The organism is Ensifer sp. GW101-20A05 (genome assembly GCF_059424735.1).
Window position 1 is genome coordinate 198,755 of record NZ_JBWKZT010000002.1, and the last position, 17,951, is coordinate 216,705.

19 protein-coding genes are annotated in these 17,951 nt (G+C 62.7%); 6 read left to right on the top strand and 13 right to left on the bottom strand.

Annotation, left to right across the window (positions count from 1 at the left end):
- Nucleotides 1-61 precede the first annotated feature (61 nt).
- A complete protein-coding gene (locus AC070A_RS06020) occupies nt 62-865 on the top strand; it encodes a class I SAM-dependent methyltransferase (RefSeq protein ID WP_057251858.1) in 804 nt (267 codons plus the stop codon).
- A 402-nt stretch (nt 866-1,267) separates the two neighbouring features.
- On the opposite strand, the gene AC070A_RS06025 is transcribed toward AC070A_RS06020, so the two are convergent.
- The 3 genes from AC070A_RS06025 to nirK all read right to left on the bottom strand — a co-directional run bounded on the left by AC070A_RS06025 (nt 1,268) and on the right by nirK (nt 4,351).
- Entirely contained in the window at nt 1,268-1,915 is a 648-nt protein-coding gene (locus AC070A_RS06025; RefSeq protein ID WP_057252108.1) for a Crp/Fnr family transcriptional regulator, read from the bottom strand.
- A gap of 280 nt (nt 1,916-2,195) precedes the next feature.
- Entirely contained in the window at nt 2,196-3,113 is a 918-nt protein-coding gene (locus AC070A_RS06030; protein ID WP_492383750.1) for an SUMF1/EgtB/PvdO family nonheme iron enzyme, read from the bottom strand.
- A 101-nt stretch (nt 3,114-3,214) separates the two neighbouring features.
- Entirely contained in the window at nt 3,215-4,351 is a 1,137-nt protein-coding gene (gene nirK, locus AC070A_RS06035; RefSeq protein WP_058329739.1) for a copper-containing nitrite reductase, read from the bottom strand.
- A gap of 339 nt (nt 4,352-4,690) precedes the next feature.
- On the opposite strand from nirK, the gene AC070A_RS06040 reads away from it, so the two are divergent.
- Nucleotides 4,691-5,914: an NnrS family protein gene (locus AC070A_RS06040; RefSeq protein WP_492383751.1), complete on the top strand. Its 1,224-nt coding sequence runs from the start codon at nt 4,691-4,693 to the stop codon at nt 5,912-5,914.
- Between the two features lie 69 nt (nt 5,915-5,983).
- Here AC070A_RS06040 and AC070A_RS06045 read toward each other — a convergent pair whose 3' ends face one another.
- From AC070A_RS06045 to AC070A_RS06060, 4 genes are all read right to left on the bottom strand, one after another.
- Entirely contained in the window at nt 5,984-6,310 is a 327-nt protein-coding gene (locus AC070A_RS06045) for a metal-sulfur cluster assembly factor (protein WP_492383752.1), read from the bottom strand.
- Entirely contained in the window at nt 6,297-6,827 is a 531-nt protein-coding gene (locus tag AC070A_RS06050) for a DUF2249 domain-containing protein (RefSeq protein ID WP_492383753.1), read from the bottom strand. Before AC070A_RS06050 ends, AC070A_RS06045 begins: the two co-directional genes overlap by 14 nt.
- Complete coding sequence (locus tag AC070A_RS06055; RefSeq protein ID WP_492383754.1) at nt 6,808-8,187, bottom strand: hypothetical protein; 1,380 nt, start codon at nt 8,185-8,187, stop codon at nt 6,808-6,810. The genes AC070A_RS06050 and AC070A_RS06055 overlap by 20 nt, the downstream gene beginning before the upstream one ends.
- Nucleotides 8,188-8,330: 143 nt before the next feature.
- The gene (locus tag AC070A_RS06060) at nt 8,331-8,609 is read right to left on the bottom strand and encodes a DUF2249 domain-containing protein (protein ID WP_492383755.1); all 279 of its coding nucleotides are present in this window, start codon (nt 8,607-8,609) and stop codon (nt 8,331-8,333) included.
- Nucleotides 8,610-8,831: 222 nt separating this feature from the next.
- Here AC070A_RS06060 and hemN point away from each other — a divergent pair, with 222 nt between their 5' ends.
- Nucleotides 8,832-10,184: an oxygen-independent coproporphyrinogen III oxidase gene (gene hemN, locus AC070A_RS06065; RefSeq protein WP_492383756.1), complete on the top strand. Its 1,353-nt coding sequence runs from the start codon at nt 8,832-8,834 to the stop codon at nt 10,182-10,184.
- A gap of 67 nt (nt 10,185-10,251) precedes the next feature.
- On the opposite strand, the gene AC070A_RS06070 is transcribed toward hemN, so the two are convergent.
- From AC070A_RS06070 to AC070A_RS06095, 6 genes are all read right to left on the bottom strand, one after another.
- A complete protein-coding gene (locus AC070A_RS06070; RefSeq protein WP_492383757.1) occupies nt 10,252-12,153 on the bottom strand; it encodes a nitric oxide reductase activation protein NorD in 1,902 nt (633 codons plus the stop codon).
- Between the two features lie 8 nt (nt 12,154-12,161).
- Complete coding sequence (locus AC070A_RS06075; RefSeq protein ID WP_492383758.1) at nt 12,162-12,974, bottom strand: CbbQ/NirQ/NorQ/GpvN family protein; 813 nt, start codon at nt 12,972-12,974, stop codon at nt 12,162-12,164.
- Between the two features lie 63 nt (nt 12,975-13,037).
- Nucleotides 13,038-14,384, bottom strand: a complete 1,347-nt coding sequence (locus tag AC070A_RS06080) for a cbb3-type cytochrome c oxidase subunit I (protein WP_492383759.1) — start codon at nt 14,382-14,384, stop codon at nt 13,038-13,040.
- Between the two features lie 24 nt (nt 14,385-14,408).
- Nucleotides 14,409-14,861 (bottom strand): c-type cytochrome, encoded by a 453-nt coding sequence (locus AC070A_RS06085; RefSeq protein ID WP_057251870.1) that lies wholly within the window; start codon nt 14,859-14,861, stop codon nt 14,409-14,411.
- Between the two features lie 170 nt (nt 14,862-15,031).
- A complete protein-coding gene (locus tag AC070A_RS06090) occupies nt 15,032-15,310 on the bottom strand; it encodes a cytochrome C oxidase subunit IV family protein (RefSeq protein ID WP_492383760.1) in 279 nt (92 codons plus the stop codon).
- Nucleotides 15,311-15,315: 5 nt separating this feature from the next.
- Entirely contained in the window at nt 15,316-15,873 is a 558-nt protein-coding gene (locus AC070A_RS06095; protein WP_057251872.1) for a cytochrome c oxidase subunit 3, read from the bottom strand.
- Between the two features lie 176 nt (nt 15,874-16,049).
- On the opposite strand from AC070A_RS06095, the gene AC070A_RS06100 reads away from it, so the two are divergent.
- The 3 genes from AC070A_RS06100 to AC070A_RS06110 all read left to right on the top strand — a co-directional run bounded on the left by AC070A_RS06100 (nt 16,050) and on the right by AC070A_RS06110 (nt 17,947).
- The gene (locus AC070A_RS06100) at nt 16,050-16,205 is read left to right on the top strand and encodes a hypothetical protein (protein ID WP_089044838.1); all 156 of its coding nucleotides are present in this window, start codon (nt 16,050-16,052) and stop codon (nt 16,203-16,205) included.
- A 382-nt stretch (nt 16,206-16,587) separates the two neighbouring features.
- Nucleotides 16,588-17,271: a DUF1326 domain-containing protein gene (locus AC070A_RS06105; protein ID WP_218373205.1), complete on the top strand. Its 684-nt coding sequence runs from the start codon at nt 16,588-16,590 to the stop codon at nt 17,269-17,271.
- Between the two features lie 247 nt (nt 17,272-17,518).
- Nucleotides 17,519-17,947 (top strand): hemerythrin domain-containing protein, encoded by a 429-nt coding sequence (locus tag AC070A_RS06110; protein WP_057251874.1) that lies wholly within the window; start codon nt 17,519-17,521, stop codon nt 17,945-17,947.
- Nucleotides 17,948-17,951 lie beyond the last annotated feature (4 nt).

Here is a 17,951-nt window from a genome sequence, read left to right on the forward strand (position 1 = left end):
TGACTTTATTAGTCAACATTTATCTTTTAGAACGCCTCCAAACAGAGACGGCGGTATCGACATGAGCGATGTAACGGATCGGCAGAACTACAACCTGCGGGATGAAATCAAGGCCTACTGGTCGGAGCGCGCCGCAACTTTCGATCTGTCACCGGGACATGAGATCTTCTCGGAGGAGGAGCGCGCTGCCTGGCACGCGTTGTTTCTACGCCACCTCGGACCTGGCGCCGGCCGCGCCGCGTTGGACCTTGCCAGCGGGACGGGCGTCATCTCGCACCTGCTCGACGAACTCGGCTTCAAGGTGCAGGGCCTGGATTGGGCCGAACCCATGCTCGAACGCGCCCGCGAAAAGGCCCGCAATCGTGGCCGCTCGATCCGCTTTGCCCTCGGCGACGCCGAAAATACCATGGAGCCCGACGGCCATTACGATGTGATCGTCAACCGGCACTTGGTGTGGACACTCGTCGATCCGGCCGCAGCCTTTGCCGAATGGCTGCGCGTGCTGAAGCCGGGCGGCACGCTGCTCGTCGTCGACGGCGACTTCGTCAACTCGACGGCACTCGAGCGGCTGTTCTCGAAGCTCAGCGCCTGGGGACAACGCCTCGGCCTCTTCAGGGCGGAAACGCCGACCGGTTCACCGCAGATGATGGCGACGCATCGCAGCATTCTCTCCCGCGTGCATTTCTCCAAGGGCGCCCACGCCGAGGCCGTCGTCGAACTGTTGCAGAAGGCCGGCTTCGTCGACATCACGGTCGACAGGGACCTGCGCGAAATCCATCGCACCCAGGCCAAGAACTGGAATGTCTTCAAGGGTCTGGCACGGCAGTCCCAGCATCGCTACGCTGTGCGCGCGGAAAAACCCTAGCAAAATCCTGCCATTGGGATTGCCCGATATCGGTTGATCCCCCACATGATAGGACGGAATTTCGACAGCCCTGTCGTGAACGATGAACTGAAAAAGGTAGAAAAATGCGCGCTACAATCTTGTTGGCAATAGTTCTGGGCCTCGCCGCATGCTCCCAAACCGGCGGTGGCGGTTACAGCGGCAACTACGAAGGCGGCGACGGTGACTTCTATCCTGGGATCGTCGCTCCAAAGTAGACGCTGAACCACCGTAAACCGTGATCTAAGATCCCTTCCCGTCGACATTGTGCAATCCTGCGATTGGCGGGGTGGGTTCTCAATAGCTCGTCACTCGCAAGTGAATGGCCGTCATGCGATGTGGAAGAACGTCGCAGGATCGCGCGCTGGTGTACGGCCGGCCATTCTAGCTGCCAATCCGTTCAGCCAGACGCCGCAAGCCTGGAATGTCCTTGAGCATCAGCTTCTGTCGTCCGCCCTGGACGAGGCCCTGCCCTTCCCAGGCGCTGAGGATGCGCGAGACGGTGTGCAGCGTTGTTCCGGTCATCTCGGCGATATCCTGGCGCGAGATCGGGAAGTCGATGCGGACGCCGCCGCCTTCCGGCTTGCCCGCCTGCTCCGCAAGGCGGAGAACCGTGTGGGCGACACGGCGCTCGACCTCTTCCGTCGACATTTCGCGGATGCGGGTATGCGCCTCGTCGAGACGCTGCCCGATCGTATGCATGGCGTTGACGGCGAGGTGAGGGTTCTTCTCGACGAAGACGTTCCAAAGCTCCGTCGGCCAGGCGAGAACCAGGCTCTCGGTCGCGGCTGTCGCCGTTCCCGGATAGTCGCTGCGCTGCAGCGCGCGGGCAAAGCCGAAGAGGTCCCCGGGATTGACGACCCGGACGATGATCTGCTGCCCGTCCTTGGTGACCTGGGTCACCTTCAGCCGGCCGTGCAGCAGCAGGAAGAAGAAGTCGGCCTGCGCACCCTGCTCGAACACGGCTTCGTTCTGCGGAACACGCCGCACCGTGGCGCGCGTCAGCAGCGAATCCAGTTCCTGGTCGCTCATCTTCTGGAACAGAGGGAGCGATTTGACGAGTGTGCGATCGAGTGCAGCCACTTTGGCCCTACATCCTGCCGTTTGAGTTGCTCTGCTCTAGCACAGCCCGGGACCCTGCAAAAGGACCACGGCGCCGCACGTCCTGTCAGATGCGCAAAGGACGCTATCGCACCACGATCGCCACATGATTTTGCCCCTGGACCGATGACGATCCAGGGGCAAAATCATGTATCGGACCCTATGTCGGCTGAGACGGACAGGCCCCAGCGGTTTCGCCGACCACGCCATGTCACCCGGCGCCCTGGAGCCGGCGTTCGAAGGCGTAGAGGAAGCCCGAATACCAGCGGCCATCGCGCACGAGCCGGAAGCCGAGATTGTCCGGCGGCACGCCGACGGCGCAGCCGCCACTCTTCGGATCACGGATGAAGAAGCTCATCGATGCCCGGTGCTTGCCGTTGACGACGAAGATGCCGCAGGCGGGCTGCTCCTTCAAAACCTCGCCATCGTCGCCGATCGTCACACGGCGGTGGCAAGTCTCTGTCCATTCCCAGACATTACCGTCCAGGTCCGCAACGCCGTACTCGTTCTCGCCGAAAGCGCCCGAAGGCTGCGGCAGCGGGTCCTTCGCCCGCTGCCGGCTCGCCTCGCGCTCGTAGTCCGCCAACCAACGCAGCGCCGGATTGTCCTTGCTACCGTCGATCCCGAGCGCATCGTCAGGAAACTTGGAGCCGGCGGCAAAGGCCCATTGCTGGTCGGTCGGCAGACGCCAGACTTCGCCGGTCTTCCTGGTCAGCCATGCCGCATAGTCGTTCGCGTCGGTATAGTTGATCCCGGTCATCGGTACGCCCGACAGGCCGGCACCATGGCCGCCCTCCGGCTGCTGGCAGGCGCCGTCGGCGATGCAGCGTTCAAAATCCTGACGCGTCACCTGGTACTTCATGATCTCGAGCGGCTGCTCGAGCGCCGCAACGACGATGGGCGCATCGACAGCAAAGCCGTTCTTCAGGAAGTGTCCCTCCGCCCGATAGCTCATTTGACGCGGTGCGATCGTCACGGTCACCGGTGGCCTGATCGACAGGTCGACGCCGTCCTTGAGATCGTCGAACAGCCCCACCTTCGCCGAAAGCACGCCACCGATTGCGGCCAAAAGGACGGCCGGGGCTGCGAGCGAGAGGAGCGAAACCGCAGATTTCTTGTTGCTGGTCATGGGAGGTCTCCGGGGAAAGGGCACGCGCTGACGAGCGCGTGCCTTCGTTCGCGTGTGGGGTCGCGCAGGTCGCGGCCCTGCAATCACCTTGCTTCAGCCGTCTACATCGACGCCGGCTTGACGACCGAAGTCATGAGGTCGTCGTTCCAATCGCCGGTGACCTTGAAGTGGCCGGCAGCGCCCAGTTCGAACGCCTCGATCAGGTTGTGGTTGACGTAGGCGTACACACCCGGCTGGCGGAATGTGTAGAAGGCAGCGCCCGCGGTTCCGCCCGGAATGAGCCAGGTTTCCTGGTCGAGGTCCGGCGGGTTGCGGAACTTGCCGGTCGCCCAGACATAGTCACCATGCCCACCGATCAGGTGCGGCCGCGTATCGCGGTTGGCCTGCGAATGGACGACGAGCACGCGCTCGCCCACAGCCGCTGTCAGGGCGTTGTCGCCGGTCAGCGCGCCGACCGCGCCGTTGAAGACGATGTGGGTCGGGGTCAGCGTGCGCATCGCCTTCACCGCATCTTCGTAGGCATCACCGGGGGTTTCGTACTTCTTGTAGTTCCCGGCCTCGTCCTTCGGCACGTAGAAATCCTGCTCGCCGACATAGTAGATCTTGTCATAGGTCAGCGGCTGACCCTTCTCGTCCTTCAGGCCCTCGCGCGGCAGCACCATGATGGCGCCGTTCATGCCCGAGGTGACGTGCCACGGCACCATGCCTTCGGGCGCGCAATGGTAGACGAAGACACCGGGCTTGGTGGCCTTGAAGCGAAGCGTGGTTTCCTCGCCCGGGTTGACCTGCGTCAGCGCACCACCGCCCAGCGCGCCGGTTGCGGCGTGGAAGTCGATGTTGTGCAGCAGCGTGTTGGTCGCCGGGTTGATCAGGCGGAGCTCGACATAGTCGTTCTCATGCACCACCATCAGCGGGCCAGGCACCGAGCCGTTGAAGGTCATTGCGTGGATCTCGGTGCCCTCGCGGTCGATCACCAGCTTCTTTTCCTCGATCGTCATGGTGAACTCGACGACCCGCGGTCCGGTCTTGGCGACCTGTTCATGGGCGTGGACGAAAGGCGGCTTGACGAGGTCGACCTTCACGCGCGGCAGGGTCGAGATATCGACGGGGGCAGCGCCCGCTGCCGTGACGGCGCCAGCCGCCTGTGCCGAAGCGGTATGGAGAAGCGGCGCAACCGCGCCCGCCAGGGCAGCGCCGGCGAGCATCGTCCGACGGGTCATCTGAAGTTGTTCAGTCATCTTGCTCTCCTTCGACGCGCTCCAGCGGCCGGAATTGGCCTTCTGCGAAACGCGCCTGTATTCAACGAGTTAGGGTGGGCGGCGCCGACTTGGGCGGCCTCACCTCCGGTCTCGACCACCGGTCCCCCAGCAGTCACAAGAGGAATAGAACCACAGACGAATCGCGTCTTTGTCTTGGAACAAATCGTTTCGAGGCGATCGTTTTTCTTTGTCCCCCATGAACACACCTGGCGAAGCGGGGCCGCGATACTTGCGTTTTCGCAAAGAGCCCCTCTGAAGCCATTGATAGATCAAGCCTCATCCGCAAGTCCGCAAGCACGCACGACGAGGACGACGATCATGTTGGACAGACTCATAAGACCGAAACCGAGCGGCGGTATTCCGCGCGGACTCTCCACCACCGGGCCGGTACTTTTCTCCTATGGCTTCCGGCCGTTCTTTCTCGGTGCCGCCCTCTGGGCGATCGGAGCCATGGTGCTGTGGATCTCGGCACTGATTTTCGGGCTCGACCTTGCCGGCAACTACGGCGCCGCCCATTGGCACGCACACGAGATGCTGTTCGGCTTCTCCTCCGCCGTGCTCGGCGGCTTCCTTTTGACGGCGATCCCGAACTGGACGGGAAGGCTGCCGGTCTCCGGCGGTCCGCTCGCCGGCCTCTTTGGGCTCTGGGTGGTCGGACGGATCGCTCTGCTATCGAGCGGTTTGATCGGCCTGCCTGTCGCGGCCGGTATCGAAGCGTTGTTCCTGCCTGTGCTCCTTTTGATCTGCGCGCGCGAGGTGATCGTCGGTCGCAAATGGAAAGACCTGAAAGTCATCGGCGGGCTGGTGCTCCTGTCTGCCGCCAATATCTGGTTCCACCTTTCGGTTCTCAGCGACCTCGACGTCGATGCCGCGGCGCGACTGGCGATCGGCGCCTACACCATGCTGATCATGATCGTTGGTGGACGCATTGTGCAGAGCTTCACGCGCAACTGGCTGAACAAGGTCGGGCGCACAAATTTCCCGGTCCCCTATAACCGCTTCGACACCGCGGCGATCCTAATCGGCGTCGCGGCGCTTGCGGCCTGGACCTTCGCACCTGATCACATCGTCACGGCGGCAATCGCGCTCATCGCCTGCGTCTTCCATACGGTGCGGCTGTTCCGCTGGCGCGGATTGGCGACCTTGCCGGAGACGCTGCTCTTCGTGCTGCACGCAGCCTATGCCTTCGTGCCGCTCGGCTTCCTGGCCATCGCTGCCGGAGCGATCGAGCTCCTGAGCGAATACCCGGTCATGCACGTGCTGACCGTCGGCGTGATTGCCTCGATGATGCTCGCCGTCATGACCCGCGCCAGTCGCGGCCACACCGGACGACCGCTGGTGGGATCAGCACTCACCACCGCCTCCTATGTCGCCATCATGGCCGCAGCACTGATCCGGCCGCTGGCAGAGGTGCTGCCCGCACACTATCACCATCTGATCGCACTATCGGGCGGGCTGTGGATTGCAGCCTTCGTACTGTTCACGCTCGAATATGGCCCGATGCTGGTGTGCGATCGCCGATCGCCCCGCGCGTCATCCTGACGACGCGCTCGAACCCAAAGAAAAAAGGCGCCGCATCAGCGGCGCCTTTTGTTTGTTGCAGGACAACTCTTAAAAGATTCCCCCTTGCGCGAATTCGATCGCGCCGTCGGCCATCATCTCAGGCGTCCAGGGCGGCTCGTAGGTCAGGCGTACCTCGGCATATTCGACGCCTGGCACATACCAGACGCAGTTCTGTACGGCCTCCTTGAGGAAGGCGGTCGCCGGGCACCCCTTGATCGTTGTCGTCATGGTGACGCGGGCGATGCCGCCCTCCTGGACGTCGATGTCATAGATCAGGCCGAGATCGACGACGTTCTTGCCCATTTCGGGGTCGATGATGATGCGCAGCGCATCGCGGATCTTCGCTTCAAGGTCCAGGGTATCAGGCGCCGACATGGGAGCGCCTTCCGCCGACGCGAATAAGGATCCGGTAGGTCTCGCCGGTCGCATCGAAATTGCCGGCCCATTTGTGCCCGCGTTTGGCGAGCTCCGGATAGAGGAACAGCGGCTCGCGTGCGAGCAAGGCGAAGAGCACTTCACCCTCCGCCATCTTCTCGGCCGTTGCCAGAATGCGCACCATGGGCTCGGGCGGATCGAGCTCGGTCAGGTCGAGCTGGCGGCTCGGGTCGGGCCAGGTGTCGAGATCCGTTTCGCCGACCGAAAGCCGGATCTCGTCCACGTCTCCTTCGGGCGTGAACAGAACCTCCCAGTCGCCATTGTCGAGCGGGCAGTCCTGATGGGTGAAGCCACGTCCGGCCATGACGCTGTAGAGCGGAACGGGCCGGAAGGTTGCAATCAGCTTCAACGCCTGGCCCGGCGCCAGACTGTCAACGGCATTCATGATGGCCTGGAACGGGTCGCTGCCACCGCGCAACAGCGGCCGGACATCGAGTTCATAGGGATCTTGGCTCATGGGAACCTCCGTGAGGAATGGATGGCAAAAACAGGCCTGGTCGAACAAGTCCATCAGGCAATCGAAGTTCAGCCGGAACGTTGATCAGACGCCGTGTTCGCACGAACTCCAGGATGAGCGCATTAACGGCAATCAATTGGCCGAGGCTCGCAAAGCGAAAGAGGACAACACTACCGATCAGCAGGGCCAGAGTACCGAGCGCTACCGTCAGATAATAGAGCCAAAACCAGCGAAGGGCCGAGACCTCGACGACGAGGTCCTGAACCCTTGGCGTTGGCATACGCCCAAGCGCCGGCCCGTAGCATTCGAGCCAGGTCATGAACGGCACGATCTTGTAGAGCTTGGCAAGGCCCATACCCGTCAGCCAGCCGAAGGCGACGAGATAGATAACGGCACCGGAACTAGCGTCGAGACGGCCGGTCGCGAGCAGCGCGACGAACAGCGCAGTCGCAGCGATCAACGACGCGAAGGCGCCGATGCTGGCGCGGCTGTTGAGCTCGATCGCCTTGCGGCGACGCTCCCGATAGATGCGCAGGATATCGGCGATATAGATCGCCACCACGGCAGCGCCGGAGCCAACGGCAAGGAGTAGGAGCGAGGAGCGACCGAAAGTACCCGCGAGAATGACCGGCACCGCCGCTGCAAGAAGGCCGAGGCAAAGGGCACCAAGCGCGAAGACCACGCGACTGCTTGTCCGCTCCTTGTCCGGCGACAGCATGAACATGGTCAAAAGCCGATAACTGACGCCCATGGTGGTGAAGCTCAACCAGCCGCACAGGCCCAGGGAAGCATGCAGCGAAAGCCCATCGATCGTCAGGTCGATCGCAGCTTCCGCATCGATCAGCCCCGAGAGCACCCCGGTATAGACGCCGCCGAGCAGCATCGTGCCGAAGAGCGCTGCAAGACCGACCGCGACGAAGCGGGCCGGGAGCGGCAGGGGGCGGGCATGCCAGAGCGTGGCGGCAAAGGAGAAGCCGAGAACAGAAAACCCAACAATTGAGAAAGCGGCTCCCACAGGAAGCAGTGTTACCGGAAGATCTATCGCGCCGGACAGGCTGACGAAACCAAGTGTCAGGCCGGCGATGCCGGCGATGAGGAAGAGGAGCGCCGGCAGCGCGACGCTCGGGAAGGAAAGCGGCCGGCCGACGAGGACAGGCACGAATTGCAGCAGCGCGCCGGTCATCAACAGGCTCAACCAGCCCAGGACGACGACATGCACGAGCGCCAGCGTTTCGGGCGCCTCGAGGGCTGAGACCGGGAAGCCGAAGCCGAGAACCATCATGGTCTCGCCAAGGACGAGAAAGATCAGCGCCGCCGCGAAGTAGGACATTGTCCAGCGGGATAGCGTGGCTGCGAACATGGCGGTTCATCCCCTAGACCACGGTGGCTTTGGTCGCGCCGACCAAAAACCAGAAACGTGATCGATTCTCGTAAGTTAGAGCGGGATGTGGGCGGAAGCCGCATACACTTTTCCCGATCCCGCTCTTGAGGCGTATCGTAGGCTCAGTGCCCGCCGCAGCAGCAATCGCAGCCGGAGGACTGCTGCCGGCCGATCTCGACACGCCAGACAGCCGGTCCCTGCTCCAGATACTCCCAGGTGAACTCGCCCGGATAACGCGTCTCCAGCTGGTAGTGCAGCGGGCGCGGATCGTGGTCGTTGATGATGGTGAAGGCGCCGCCCTCGGCAAGCGCATTCAGCATGCCGAAGATTTTCGGATGGCGCTCCACCGGCGGAATGGTCCGCACATCGATGAAGGGCTTGTCGGTCTCTGCAATGGTCATGGTCATCCGCTCTAGGCGCCGTCGTTTGATGATGGTCCGGGAAACGCCGGCGCACACGCCCCGGATTTCCGCAACCTAGCGGCGATGGCCCCGCGACATTTTGTCGAAGCGCAAACAAATCCCTGTTTGGCGAAGACCACCCCCGTCCTTGACTTTCCGCAAAGAGTTGCCGGGCCGCGAGGCCTAGAAAGGTGCATCCATCGGCACCCAGATGAGGACGAAATGTTAGCTTCCGCGCTCCTGAAATACGGTGAAATGCGCCTGCCGCGCTACACGAGTTACCCGACCGCCCCACGCTTTGCCGCAACGGTCGACGACCACACCTACGGCGACTGGCTGAAGGCTATCCCCGCAGGTGAGGACGTGTCGCTCTATCTGCACATCCCTTTCTGTCGCTCGATGTGCTGGTACTGCGGCTGCCACACGACGATCACCAAGAAGGACGATCCGATCCTCGATTATCTCGACGTGCTGAGAGACGAGATCCGCATGGTCGCCGACACCGTCGGCAGGCCGCTGCCTGTCGCGGAAGTGCACTTCGGGGGCGGCACGCCCACGATCATCGAGCCGCGCGAATTCCTCGCGCTGATGACGCTGATGCGTGAGCGCTTCGCACTGTCGCCGTCGGCCAACGTCGCCGTCGAGATCGATCCGCGCCGGCTGACACTCGCCATGGCCGAGGCGCTCGGCGAAGGCGGCGTCAAGCGCGCCAGCCTTGGCGTGCAAAGCTTCGATCCCGTTGTGCAGAAGGCGATCAATCGCATTCAGAGTGAGAAGCAGACGGCCGAAGCGGTCGCCCATTTGCGCGGCGCCGGCATTGGCGGGATCAATTTCGACCTGATCTACGGCCTGCCGCATCAAACGGTGCGCTCCTGCGTCGAGACGGTCGAGGCGGCTGTAGCAATGCGTCCGGAGCGGTTCGCCGTTTTCGGCTACGCCCATGTGCCAAGCTTCAAGAAGCACCAGCGCATGATCGACGAGACGGCACTGCCGGACAGTAGCGCCCGCGCCGAACAGGCGCTGGCGATCGGCGAGGCGCTGATCAAGGCCGGCTACCGGCAGATCGGCCTCGACCATTTCGCCTTGCCTGACGACGATCTCGTCACCGCCCAGGCGACCGGCCGGCTTCGCCGCAACTTCCAGGGCTATACCACCGACAACTGCGAGACCCTGATCGGTTTCGGCGCCTCGGCGATCGGCCGCTCGCGCGACGGCTATGTCCAGAACGAGGTGCCGCCCGGTGTCTACGCCAGCCGCATCGCCTCGGGCCGGCTCGCAACCACCAAGGGCTACCGGCTGACCGACGAGGACCGGTTGCGCGCGGCGATCATCGAACGGCTGATGTGCGATTTCAGAGCGGATGTTTCCACCATCGCCACAGAGCATGGGCGCGATTGGCAGTCACTCGTCGTAGGCAACGGCAAATTGGCCGAGCTGCGAGAGGACGGCGTAATCGATATCGCTGATGGCGTCATTACCGTCCGCCCTGAACACCGCTTCGTCATCCGCGCGGTCGCGGCCGCCTTCGATGCCTATATCGACGAGTCCCAGAGAGTGCACAGCAAGGCTGCTTGAGGGCGCTTTCATCGAAAAGGCCCGGCGACTGCCGGGCCTTTTTCTTTCTCCTGACGGCGCAGCCGCCTCACCCCACCAGATTGCGATAGATCGCCGGCAGCGCCGCGGGCAACCGCGAGATGTTGCCGACGACGGCGTAGCCGTTCTGGCCGAACATGGCAGGCACATAGGACTTCGCCTCGCGGTCGACCGTGACGGCGAAGGTGTTGATGCCGCTGCGCCGTGCTTCCGTGACTGCACGACGGCTGTCTTCGAGTGCGAAGCGCCCCTCGTAATGGTCGATGTCGTTGGGCTTGCCGTCCGTCAGTACCAGCAGAAGTTTCTTGCGGTTCTGTTGCCGGCGAAGCTCGGCCGAGGCATGGCGGATCGCAGCGCCGATGCGGGTGTAGTAGCCGGGTTTGAGCGCCGCGATGCGCGCCTCGACCAGTGGTCCCATCGCCTCGTTGAAGGCTTTCACCGTTTCGACCCGCACCCAGTCGCGCCGTCGCGAGGTAAAGGTCAGGATCGAGTGGTTGTCGCCGCAGGCCGACAGCCCGTGCGCAAGGATGAGCAGCGCCTCCTTCTCCACGTCGAGCACTCGCCGGTTGTCGGACCAGGAATCGGTCGACAGCGACACGTCGACGAGGATCGTCACCGCCAGATCGTGCACCTGCGGCCGGCTCATCAGATGGATGCGATCACTGCCCTGGCCGCCAGCGGCGAGATCGGTGCGGGCGCGCACGACCGCATCGAGATCGAGATCGGCGCCGTCGAGTTGCGCGCGCAGCATCTCGTGCCGCGGGCGCAGCACTTCGAACTGGCGCCGCACCCGGCGGATCAGGCTCTTGCTTTCCTCCGTGAGCTCGGTCCGCTCTTCCTGGGCCGAGGCAGGCGTCGCCAGCACCCGGCAATGGTCCTTGAGGTATTGTCCGGTTCGGTAGTTCCATTCGGGATAGGTGAGCTCGGCCGTCAACGGCGTCGGGTCGACCGCTTCCGGCGGCAGGTCGAGATCGAAGCGGAAGCGTGCCGAGGGGCGTCCCTTGCGCTCGCCAAGCGTCATGTCGTCGAGTTCCTCGGCCGCCTTGCTGTCGTGGTCGTCGCTGTCGTCGCCGGGACGGTCGACATTGACCATTTCGGCCATGGCGAGGATCTTCTCGAAGCGGTTGAGAATGAAGGGGCTGCGCTCCCCCTTGCGGTTTTCCGGATTTTCGCGCACGGCGATGTGGCGTTCGACTTCGGCAACCGCACTCTGAGTGCCCGGTGTCGCGGCGACATCCTCGTCGCGCGTGGTCGTCGTTTCTGTGCGCAGCAGCGTGTCCGGCCAAAGCGGCATCGGCAGCATCGGCAGGTAGCCGGGCGGAGCGCGATGCGGGAAGATCACCGGCAGCGTCGCATCCGCCTCACCTACGACCTTGCGCAACAGGCGCAGGATACGATTTTCGAGATGCTGCTCGATCGACGGCAGCGCGCCCCTTTGCCGCTCGGCAAGCGTCGCCTCGGCCAGGCGCCGATAGCGCCGCCGGAGACCGGGGAACCGCTGGAATACTTCCTCGACCGTTTCCTGGGCGCGCGATACCAGCGCCAGGTCGCGACGGAGCGGATCGGTTTCGCTGATGGGATCAACGGGCATCGTCGCCATATAGGCGACGAGCCAGTGATAGAGATCCCGGTTCAGGTCTTTCGTCGGAAAAATATCGGTCTCGCCCGGCAGCATCAGCGACGCGTGGTCGCGCGCCGGCTGGACGAGCTTCTCTTCGCCGAGCCCCATGCGCTGCCGCCAGCGCAAGCGATGGCCCGACGTGCGCCCGCGGGCGGGTACGATCTGCACCGCCGCCTCGCCGCCGTGTCCGCGAAATGAGACGCCGAGCACCGGCATCATATCGGCGAGCTTCACCGCCTGTTCCGGGTAACGCCGCCAGGTTCTGGTATTGCCGACGAAGCGGTGCCAGGCCCGTCCGACGGTCTCTTCGAGCTCGAGGAAATCAAGCATGGTTCACCTCAGGCGATCAGCGAAGCGGCCACTTCGAGCAGTGCTGCGCGCACATCCGGTTCATCCGTGAGCGGCTCGATCATCGCTGCCCGCACCGCGTCCTTGACCGGCATGCCGGCATCGATCAGCGAGGCGCAATAAACGAGAAGCCGGGTCGACACGCCTTCTTCCAGATCATGCCCCTTAAGCGCACGCAGCCGTTGCGCGAGGTTGACGAGCGGCGCCACCTGGCTTTCCAGCAATCCACTTTCCTGGGAAACGACTGATATCTCCTCGTTCCGCGGCAGGAAATCGAACTCGATCGCCACGAAGCGCTGCCTTGTACTGGGCTTCAGGCTCTTGAGCAGGTTCTGGTAGCCGGGATTGTAGGAAACGATCAGCATGAAGCTCGACGGGGCTTCGAGCAGTTCGCCGGTGCGTTCGAGCGGCAGCATGCGGCGATCGTCTGTCAGCGGGTGCAGGACCACGGCGACATCCTTGCGGGCCTCGACGATCTCGTCGAGATAGCAGACGCCGCCGTTGCGCACGGCGCGGGTCAGGGGGCCGTCGACCCAGACGGTGTCGCCGCCCTTCAGGAGATAGCGCCCGGTGAGATCAGCGGCGGCAAGGTCGTCGTGGCACGAAACGGTCGAAAGCGGCAGGCCGAGCTTCGCTGCCATGTGGCTGACGAAACGGGTCTTGCCGCAACCGGTCGGTCCCTTGAGGAGCAGCGGCAGTTGCCGCACCCAGGCGCTTTCGAAAAGCGCGCATTCATTGCCGGAGGGACTATAGGCGGGAATATCGAGCGCCGCGCGGCTGACGGCGGTTTGGACAGGGCTCATGGCAAGTCTCCATGGTGGGATTTCTTGGGGGTGCCGGCGCGGCAAGCCGCGCCGGTTGCTTGGTCATTCGGCAGGCTGGACGATGCCGGCGAGCTTTGCGCTGCGCTCGCGGCCGGGGACGAGAACCGCCCAGATGAACATCAGCGCCGAGATCAGCACGACGGCACCGGAGCCGAGGCGGATCCAGTAGAACAGCGCGAGCTGGTCCTGGACGTCCATGTAGCTTTCGCCGAGCACCCGCTGCAGATGCGCCTGGAGAACGCCGGCGAAGGTAAGCGCGAAGGTCATGACCGACATGGCGGTGCACATGGTCCAGAAGCTCACCATCGACAGCCACTGGTTATAGGGCGCGCGGCCGCGGATCTCCGGGATGGCATAGGCCATGACCGCCAGGTTCAGCATCACATAGGCGCCGAAGAAGGCGAGGTGTCCGTGGGCCGCGGTCACCTGCGTGCCGTGGGTGTAGTAGTTCACCGAAGACAGCGTGTGCAGGAAGCCCCAAACGCCGGCACCGAAGAAGGCCATGACCGAGCAACCGATCGACCAGAGGAGGGCTGCGCGATTCGGATGCTTGCGGCCGGCCTTCCAGGTCATCACGAAGGTGAAGATCACCATGGTGAAGAAGGGGGCCACTTCGAGCGTCGAGAACAGCGAACCGATCCACTGCCAGTAGCCCGGCGCACCGATCCAGTAATAGTGGTGGCCCGTGCCGAGAATACCGGAGAAGAGCGCCAGGCCGACGATGACATAGAGCCACTTCTCGACGACTTCGCGGTCGATACCGTTGAGCTTGATCATCAGGAAGGCGAGCACCGATGCCATGATCAGTTCCCAGACGCCTTCGACCCAGAGGTGGACGACGTACCACCAGTACATCTTGTCGAGTGCCAGGTTGATCGGGTTGTAGAAGGCGAAAAGGAAGAAGATCGCCACACCCCAGAGCCCGAAGATCAGGATGTTGGTAACGGTGGTCTTGCGGCCTTTCAGCACCGTCAGCGTGATGTTGTAGAGGAACATCAGCGCGACGATGACGATTCCCACCTTGATCGCGAAGGGCTGTTCGAGGAATTCGCGCCCCTCATGAATGTGCAGGAGGTAGCCGACGACGGCGACGGCCGCGGCGATCAGGAAGATCCAGAACTGCGCAATGGCGATCTTCGTGCTGTAGAGTTCGGTTTCCGCCTCTTCCGGCAGCAGGTAATAGGTCGCGCCCATGAAGCCCATGAGCAGCCAGACGATCAGCGCGTTGGTGTGGACCATGCGCACGATATTGAAGGGCAGCAGCTCGGAGAGCGTATTGGGTAGGACATAGATGGTGCCGGCAAGCACGCCGAACAGCACCTGGGCGAGGAACAGGCCGAGCGCTCCGTAGAAGTAGAGCATCGCGACCTTCTGGGTTTGGTATTTCATGGTGTCACGCTCCAATTGCTCTGCTCAACCCGCCTCGTTCGGCGGCCAGTTCTGGGTCTTGATGCGGCTCGTCCATTCGAGGAAGTCGGCGAGGTCGTTGAGTTCCTGTTCGGAGAGGTTGAACTGCGGCATCTGCCGCCGCCCCTCGATGCCGGTCGGCTGGGCGGCCATCCAGGCTTTGAGCGTTTCGCGGGCGCCGTCTCGATCGGCCTCGCCGCCGAAGCGCTTCCAGACATTGCCGAGCTCGGGCGCGAAATAGGCGCCCTCGCCCAGGAGCGTGTGGCAGTTGATACAGGAGTTCTTTTCCCAGACGTGTTTGCCGCGTGCGACCGCATCGGTCAGCGTCGTTTCATCCGTCGAGGTCGTCCGCATGTAGTAGTGGCTGTGAGCTGTCAGCCCGACGAAGATTGCGAAGAAAAAGAAGGACCCGCCGTAAAAGACGTTACGGGCCCCGGTTTTGGTGAGGCGTTCTGCCATCACGTGGTCCTTTCGATTTCAGTTGGCCGCGAAGAGCGCGGCCGGCTGATCTGATCCCCTCCCCGTGTGGCGTCGGTACTTCCAACGCCGGCAACAATCGGGGCGAACCCATGTCTAGGGAAATCGGCGGCGGCTTCTTTGCGTTTCGGCAAACAAGTCGGCGGGTGAGCTCAGATGAAGAGAACAGTGCTCAACACCAGCTTCGCTGCGGCGAGCAGGACGAGCGTTACGGGCCAAATCAAAAGGCCTAAGCGAAGGGCGGACGGCGCCTGCCTGAGCCCCATGAAATCGAGCGCGACGAACCGGCATTTGACGACGGCGAGCCCGAGCAAGACCGCGACGACGGGGGCCGTCGGTCCGGCGATCGCCATCGACGCCATGCCCGCGAGCACGACCACGGCGAGCACGAGCCAGGTGTGGAACAATTGTCGGGGATTTCGGTCGGTCATTTCACTCACACGAGATAGACGAGCGGAAACATCACGATCCAGACGAGATCGATCACATGCCACAGCGTGGTGATCAGGGTGACGTTGCCGGATGCCGGGCGCCACGCAACGATGAGCAGCACAAAGGCACCGAAGACGACGTGCAGCAGATGGAAACCGGTGACGAGGAAATAGAGTTCGAAGAAGGAGCCGAATGCAGGATCGCCGGCGACGCCCGCCTCCGTGCTGTATTCGAAGAGCTTGATCGCCACGAAGGCAAAGCCGATAAGCGCGGCATTCACCAGCGCCCGCCGGCGCTGCCCGAGCGACGCCCGCGGCCTTGTCGCCAGGGCCGCCTGCCAGCCGCTGGTCAGAAGAACAAGCGTGTTGATACCGGCAAGCAGCGGATCGAGATGCAAACGGGCGGCAACAAACGCGTCCGGCTGGACGAGACCGACAAGCAGAAAACCGGCAAGCAGAATGCCGAAGGCGGCAAGTTCGCTCCAGACGAGCACCCAGAGCAGCAGTGTGTCCGTCGTGTCCTCTTCCGCCGTCGCGGCAATCGGATGACTGCGCGCATCCATGTCAGCGCCTCCGTGGGCTAGAGCGGGATGCGGGCGGAAAACCGCACACACTTTTCCTCATCCCGCTTCAAAAACTTGAGGCTTGAGCTAGGCACGGGCGCCCACCCTGTCTTTGCGATTGAGCAAAGAAGGCGGCAGGGGGCGGGGCTATTGGCGGGAAACAAAGGAGCCTTCCGATGACAGACGCACAGATCGGCCTTTCCGTCGCCACCCCCATCATCATCGTCTTCGCCCTGGTGCTTTATCGTATGGGCGTGCTTCAGCGCGGCGCGACGCTGTCGGCGATCCTCTCCTCCGTTGCAATCGCGATCGTTCTCTTCCTCGATCGCTAAGGCGCGAAGTCTTCCGCGGCGCCAGCTGCCTGGACCTACAGCGCCGCGCGTCTTATCAGACGCGCAAAGGTCGCTGTAGCACTTTGATTTTCTGCATGCCTTTGTCCTTAAATCGAGGTCGATTTAAGGAGACATGCAGTAAGGGAGTGGACTCATAACCAGGCTCGCGGACGGCTTGTCAGATTCCGCTTTTGAAGCGATGAGCCGCCCTTCCAAGTCATGCTATAATCGGAGTTCGAGCCTCGCGGTTGACACATGTCAGCACTGCTCAGCTTCGGTTTCGTCCGCATCCAAACTGGGCGCGTGTCGCGGGCGCGGAGCGATGCAGAAGAGTTCAGCCTGACGAGCTGCCCTCTCTCACGGACTAGGGGAGGATCAGGGTATGATCGACCAATGGCTATTCAAGAGCGAGACTTACGATAACTGCAATTGCGCCATGAACTGCGGCTGCCAGTTCAACCTGCCGAGCACCCACGGCTATTGTCAGTCGGCATTCGTCGGCAAGATTGTGGAAGGCTACTTTGGCGATACGCCGATAGCGGGCCTGAACTGGGCGGCGATGTACAAGTGGCCAGGTGAAATCAAGGATGGAAACGGCCAGCGCCTGATCGTTATCGACGAGCGTGCGGATCAAGCGCAACGGAGCGCGCTTGAAGCGATCATCTCGGGCGAAGCAGGCGAACCACTCAGCAATCTGTTCTCCGTGTTCGCATCCACATGCTCGGAGTTTTGCGAGACATTGTTCCTGCCGATTCATCTTGAAGCGGACCTGGAACTCAGAACCGCCAGAGTAGAGATACCCGGCGTCATGCGCAGCAGCGGTCGGCCGATGATCAACGAGTTTACTGGTCAACCGTTCCACATTGCGATGGCACGTCCGAGTGGCAGTTTCGAGTTTACCTACGCAGAGATCGGGCTAGGTACGACTGCGGTCACCGGAGGTATGGAGATGGCCTACGAGGATTCATGGGCGCATTTTTGTGTTCACCACTTCAATCAGAATGGTTTGGTCCGCGAAAGATCAAGACTGACTGCATGGCTTGATCGATTGACACCGCGTCCGTGAATGACGGCGACGGAGCCAAGCCCGGCCAAAGGCCGCGGCCGTGTTCCGGGCTTGCAAACTCCAAGTCACAATCTGATCGAGGTGACAAGGACGCCCGTCGCCAACGCGTGCCCCACACACACCTTGTTCGTATCGCGCGAGACGAGCGTCCGAGCCGTGAACGGTCACGCCGCAGACTTTGAGAAATGTCAAAGAGGACCGTTGCCGTTGGGTGTAGTTCAAGCACGACACTCAACGGAGCAGATCGATGCAGCAGCAATTTTCGGAACACCACGAGCTGGGACAGGCTTACCGCGAGCTTCTTTCGCTGTGCGATCGCCTCGAGACGCTCGCCGATTCCATTCCGCGCCGCATCGACCTGACAAGCTGCCGCGTGATCATGACGGAACTTCCGGAAAAGCTCCGGCGCGTCCACGCGCTGGAGGAAATGATCCTGTTTCCTGCAGTCGAAGACCGGCGAGCGACTGATGATCGCGACGCCTTGATCGCCCGACTGCGCGCCGAACACGACCAGGACGATCGGGCAGCCGCCGAACTGGTGCACGTGCTGAAGGCCGTTCTCGACAACAGGGCTTCGCTCAGCTGGGATGCGATCGGCTACATGTTGCGGGGCTTCTTCGAAACCGTTCGCCGCCACGTGGCAACGGAACGCCTGCTTCTCTGGCGCCATGCGTGAGGAG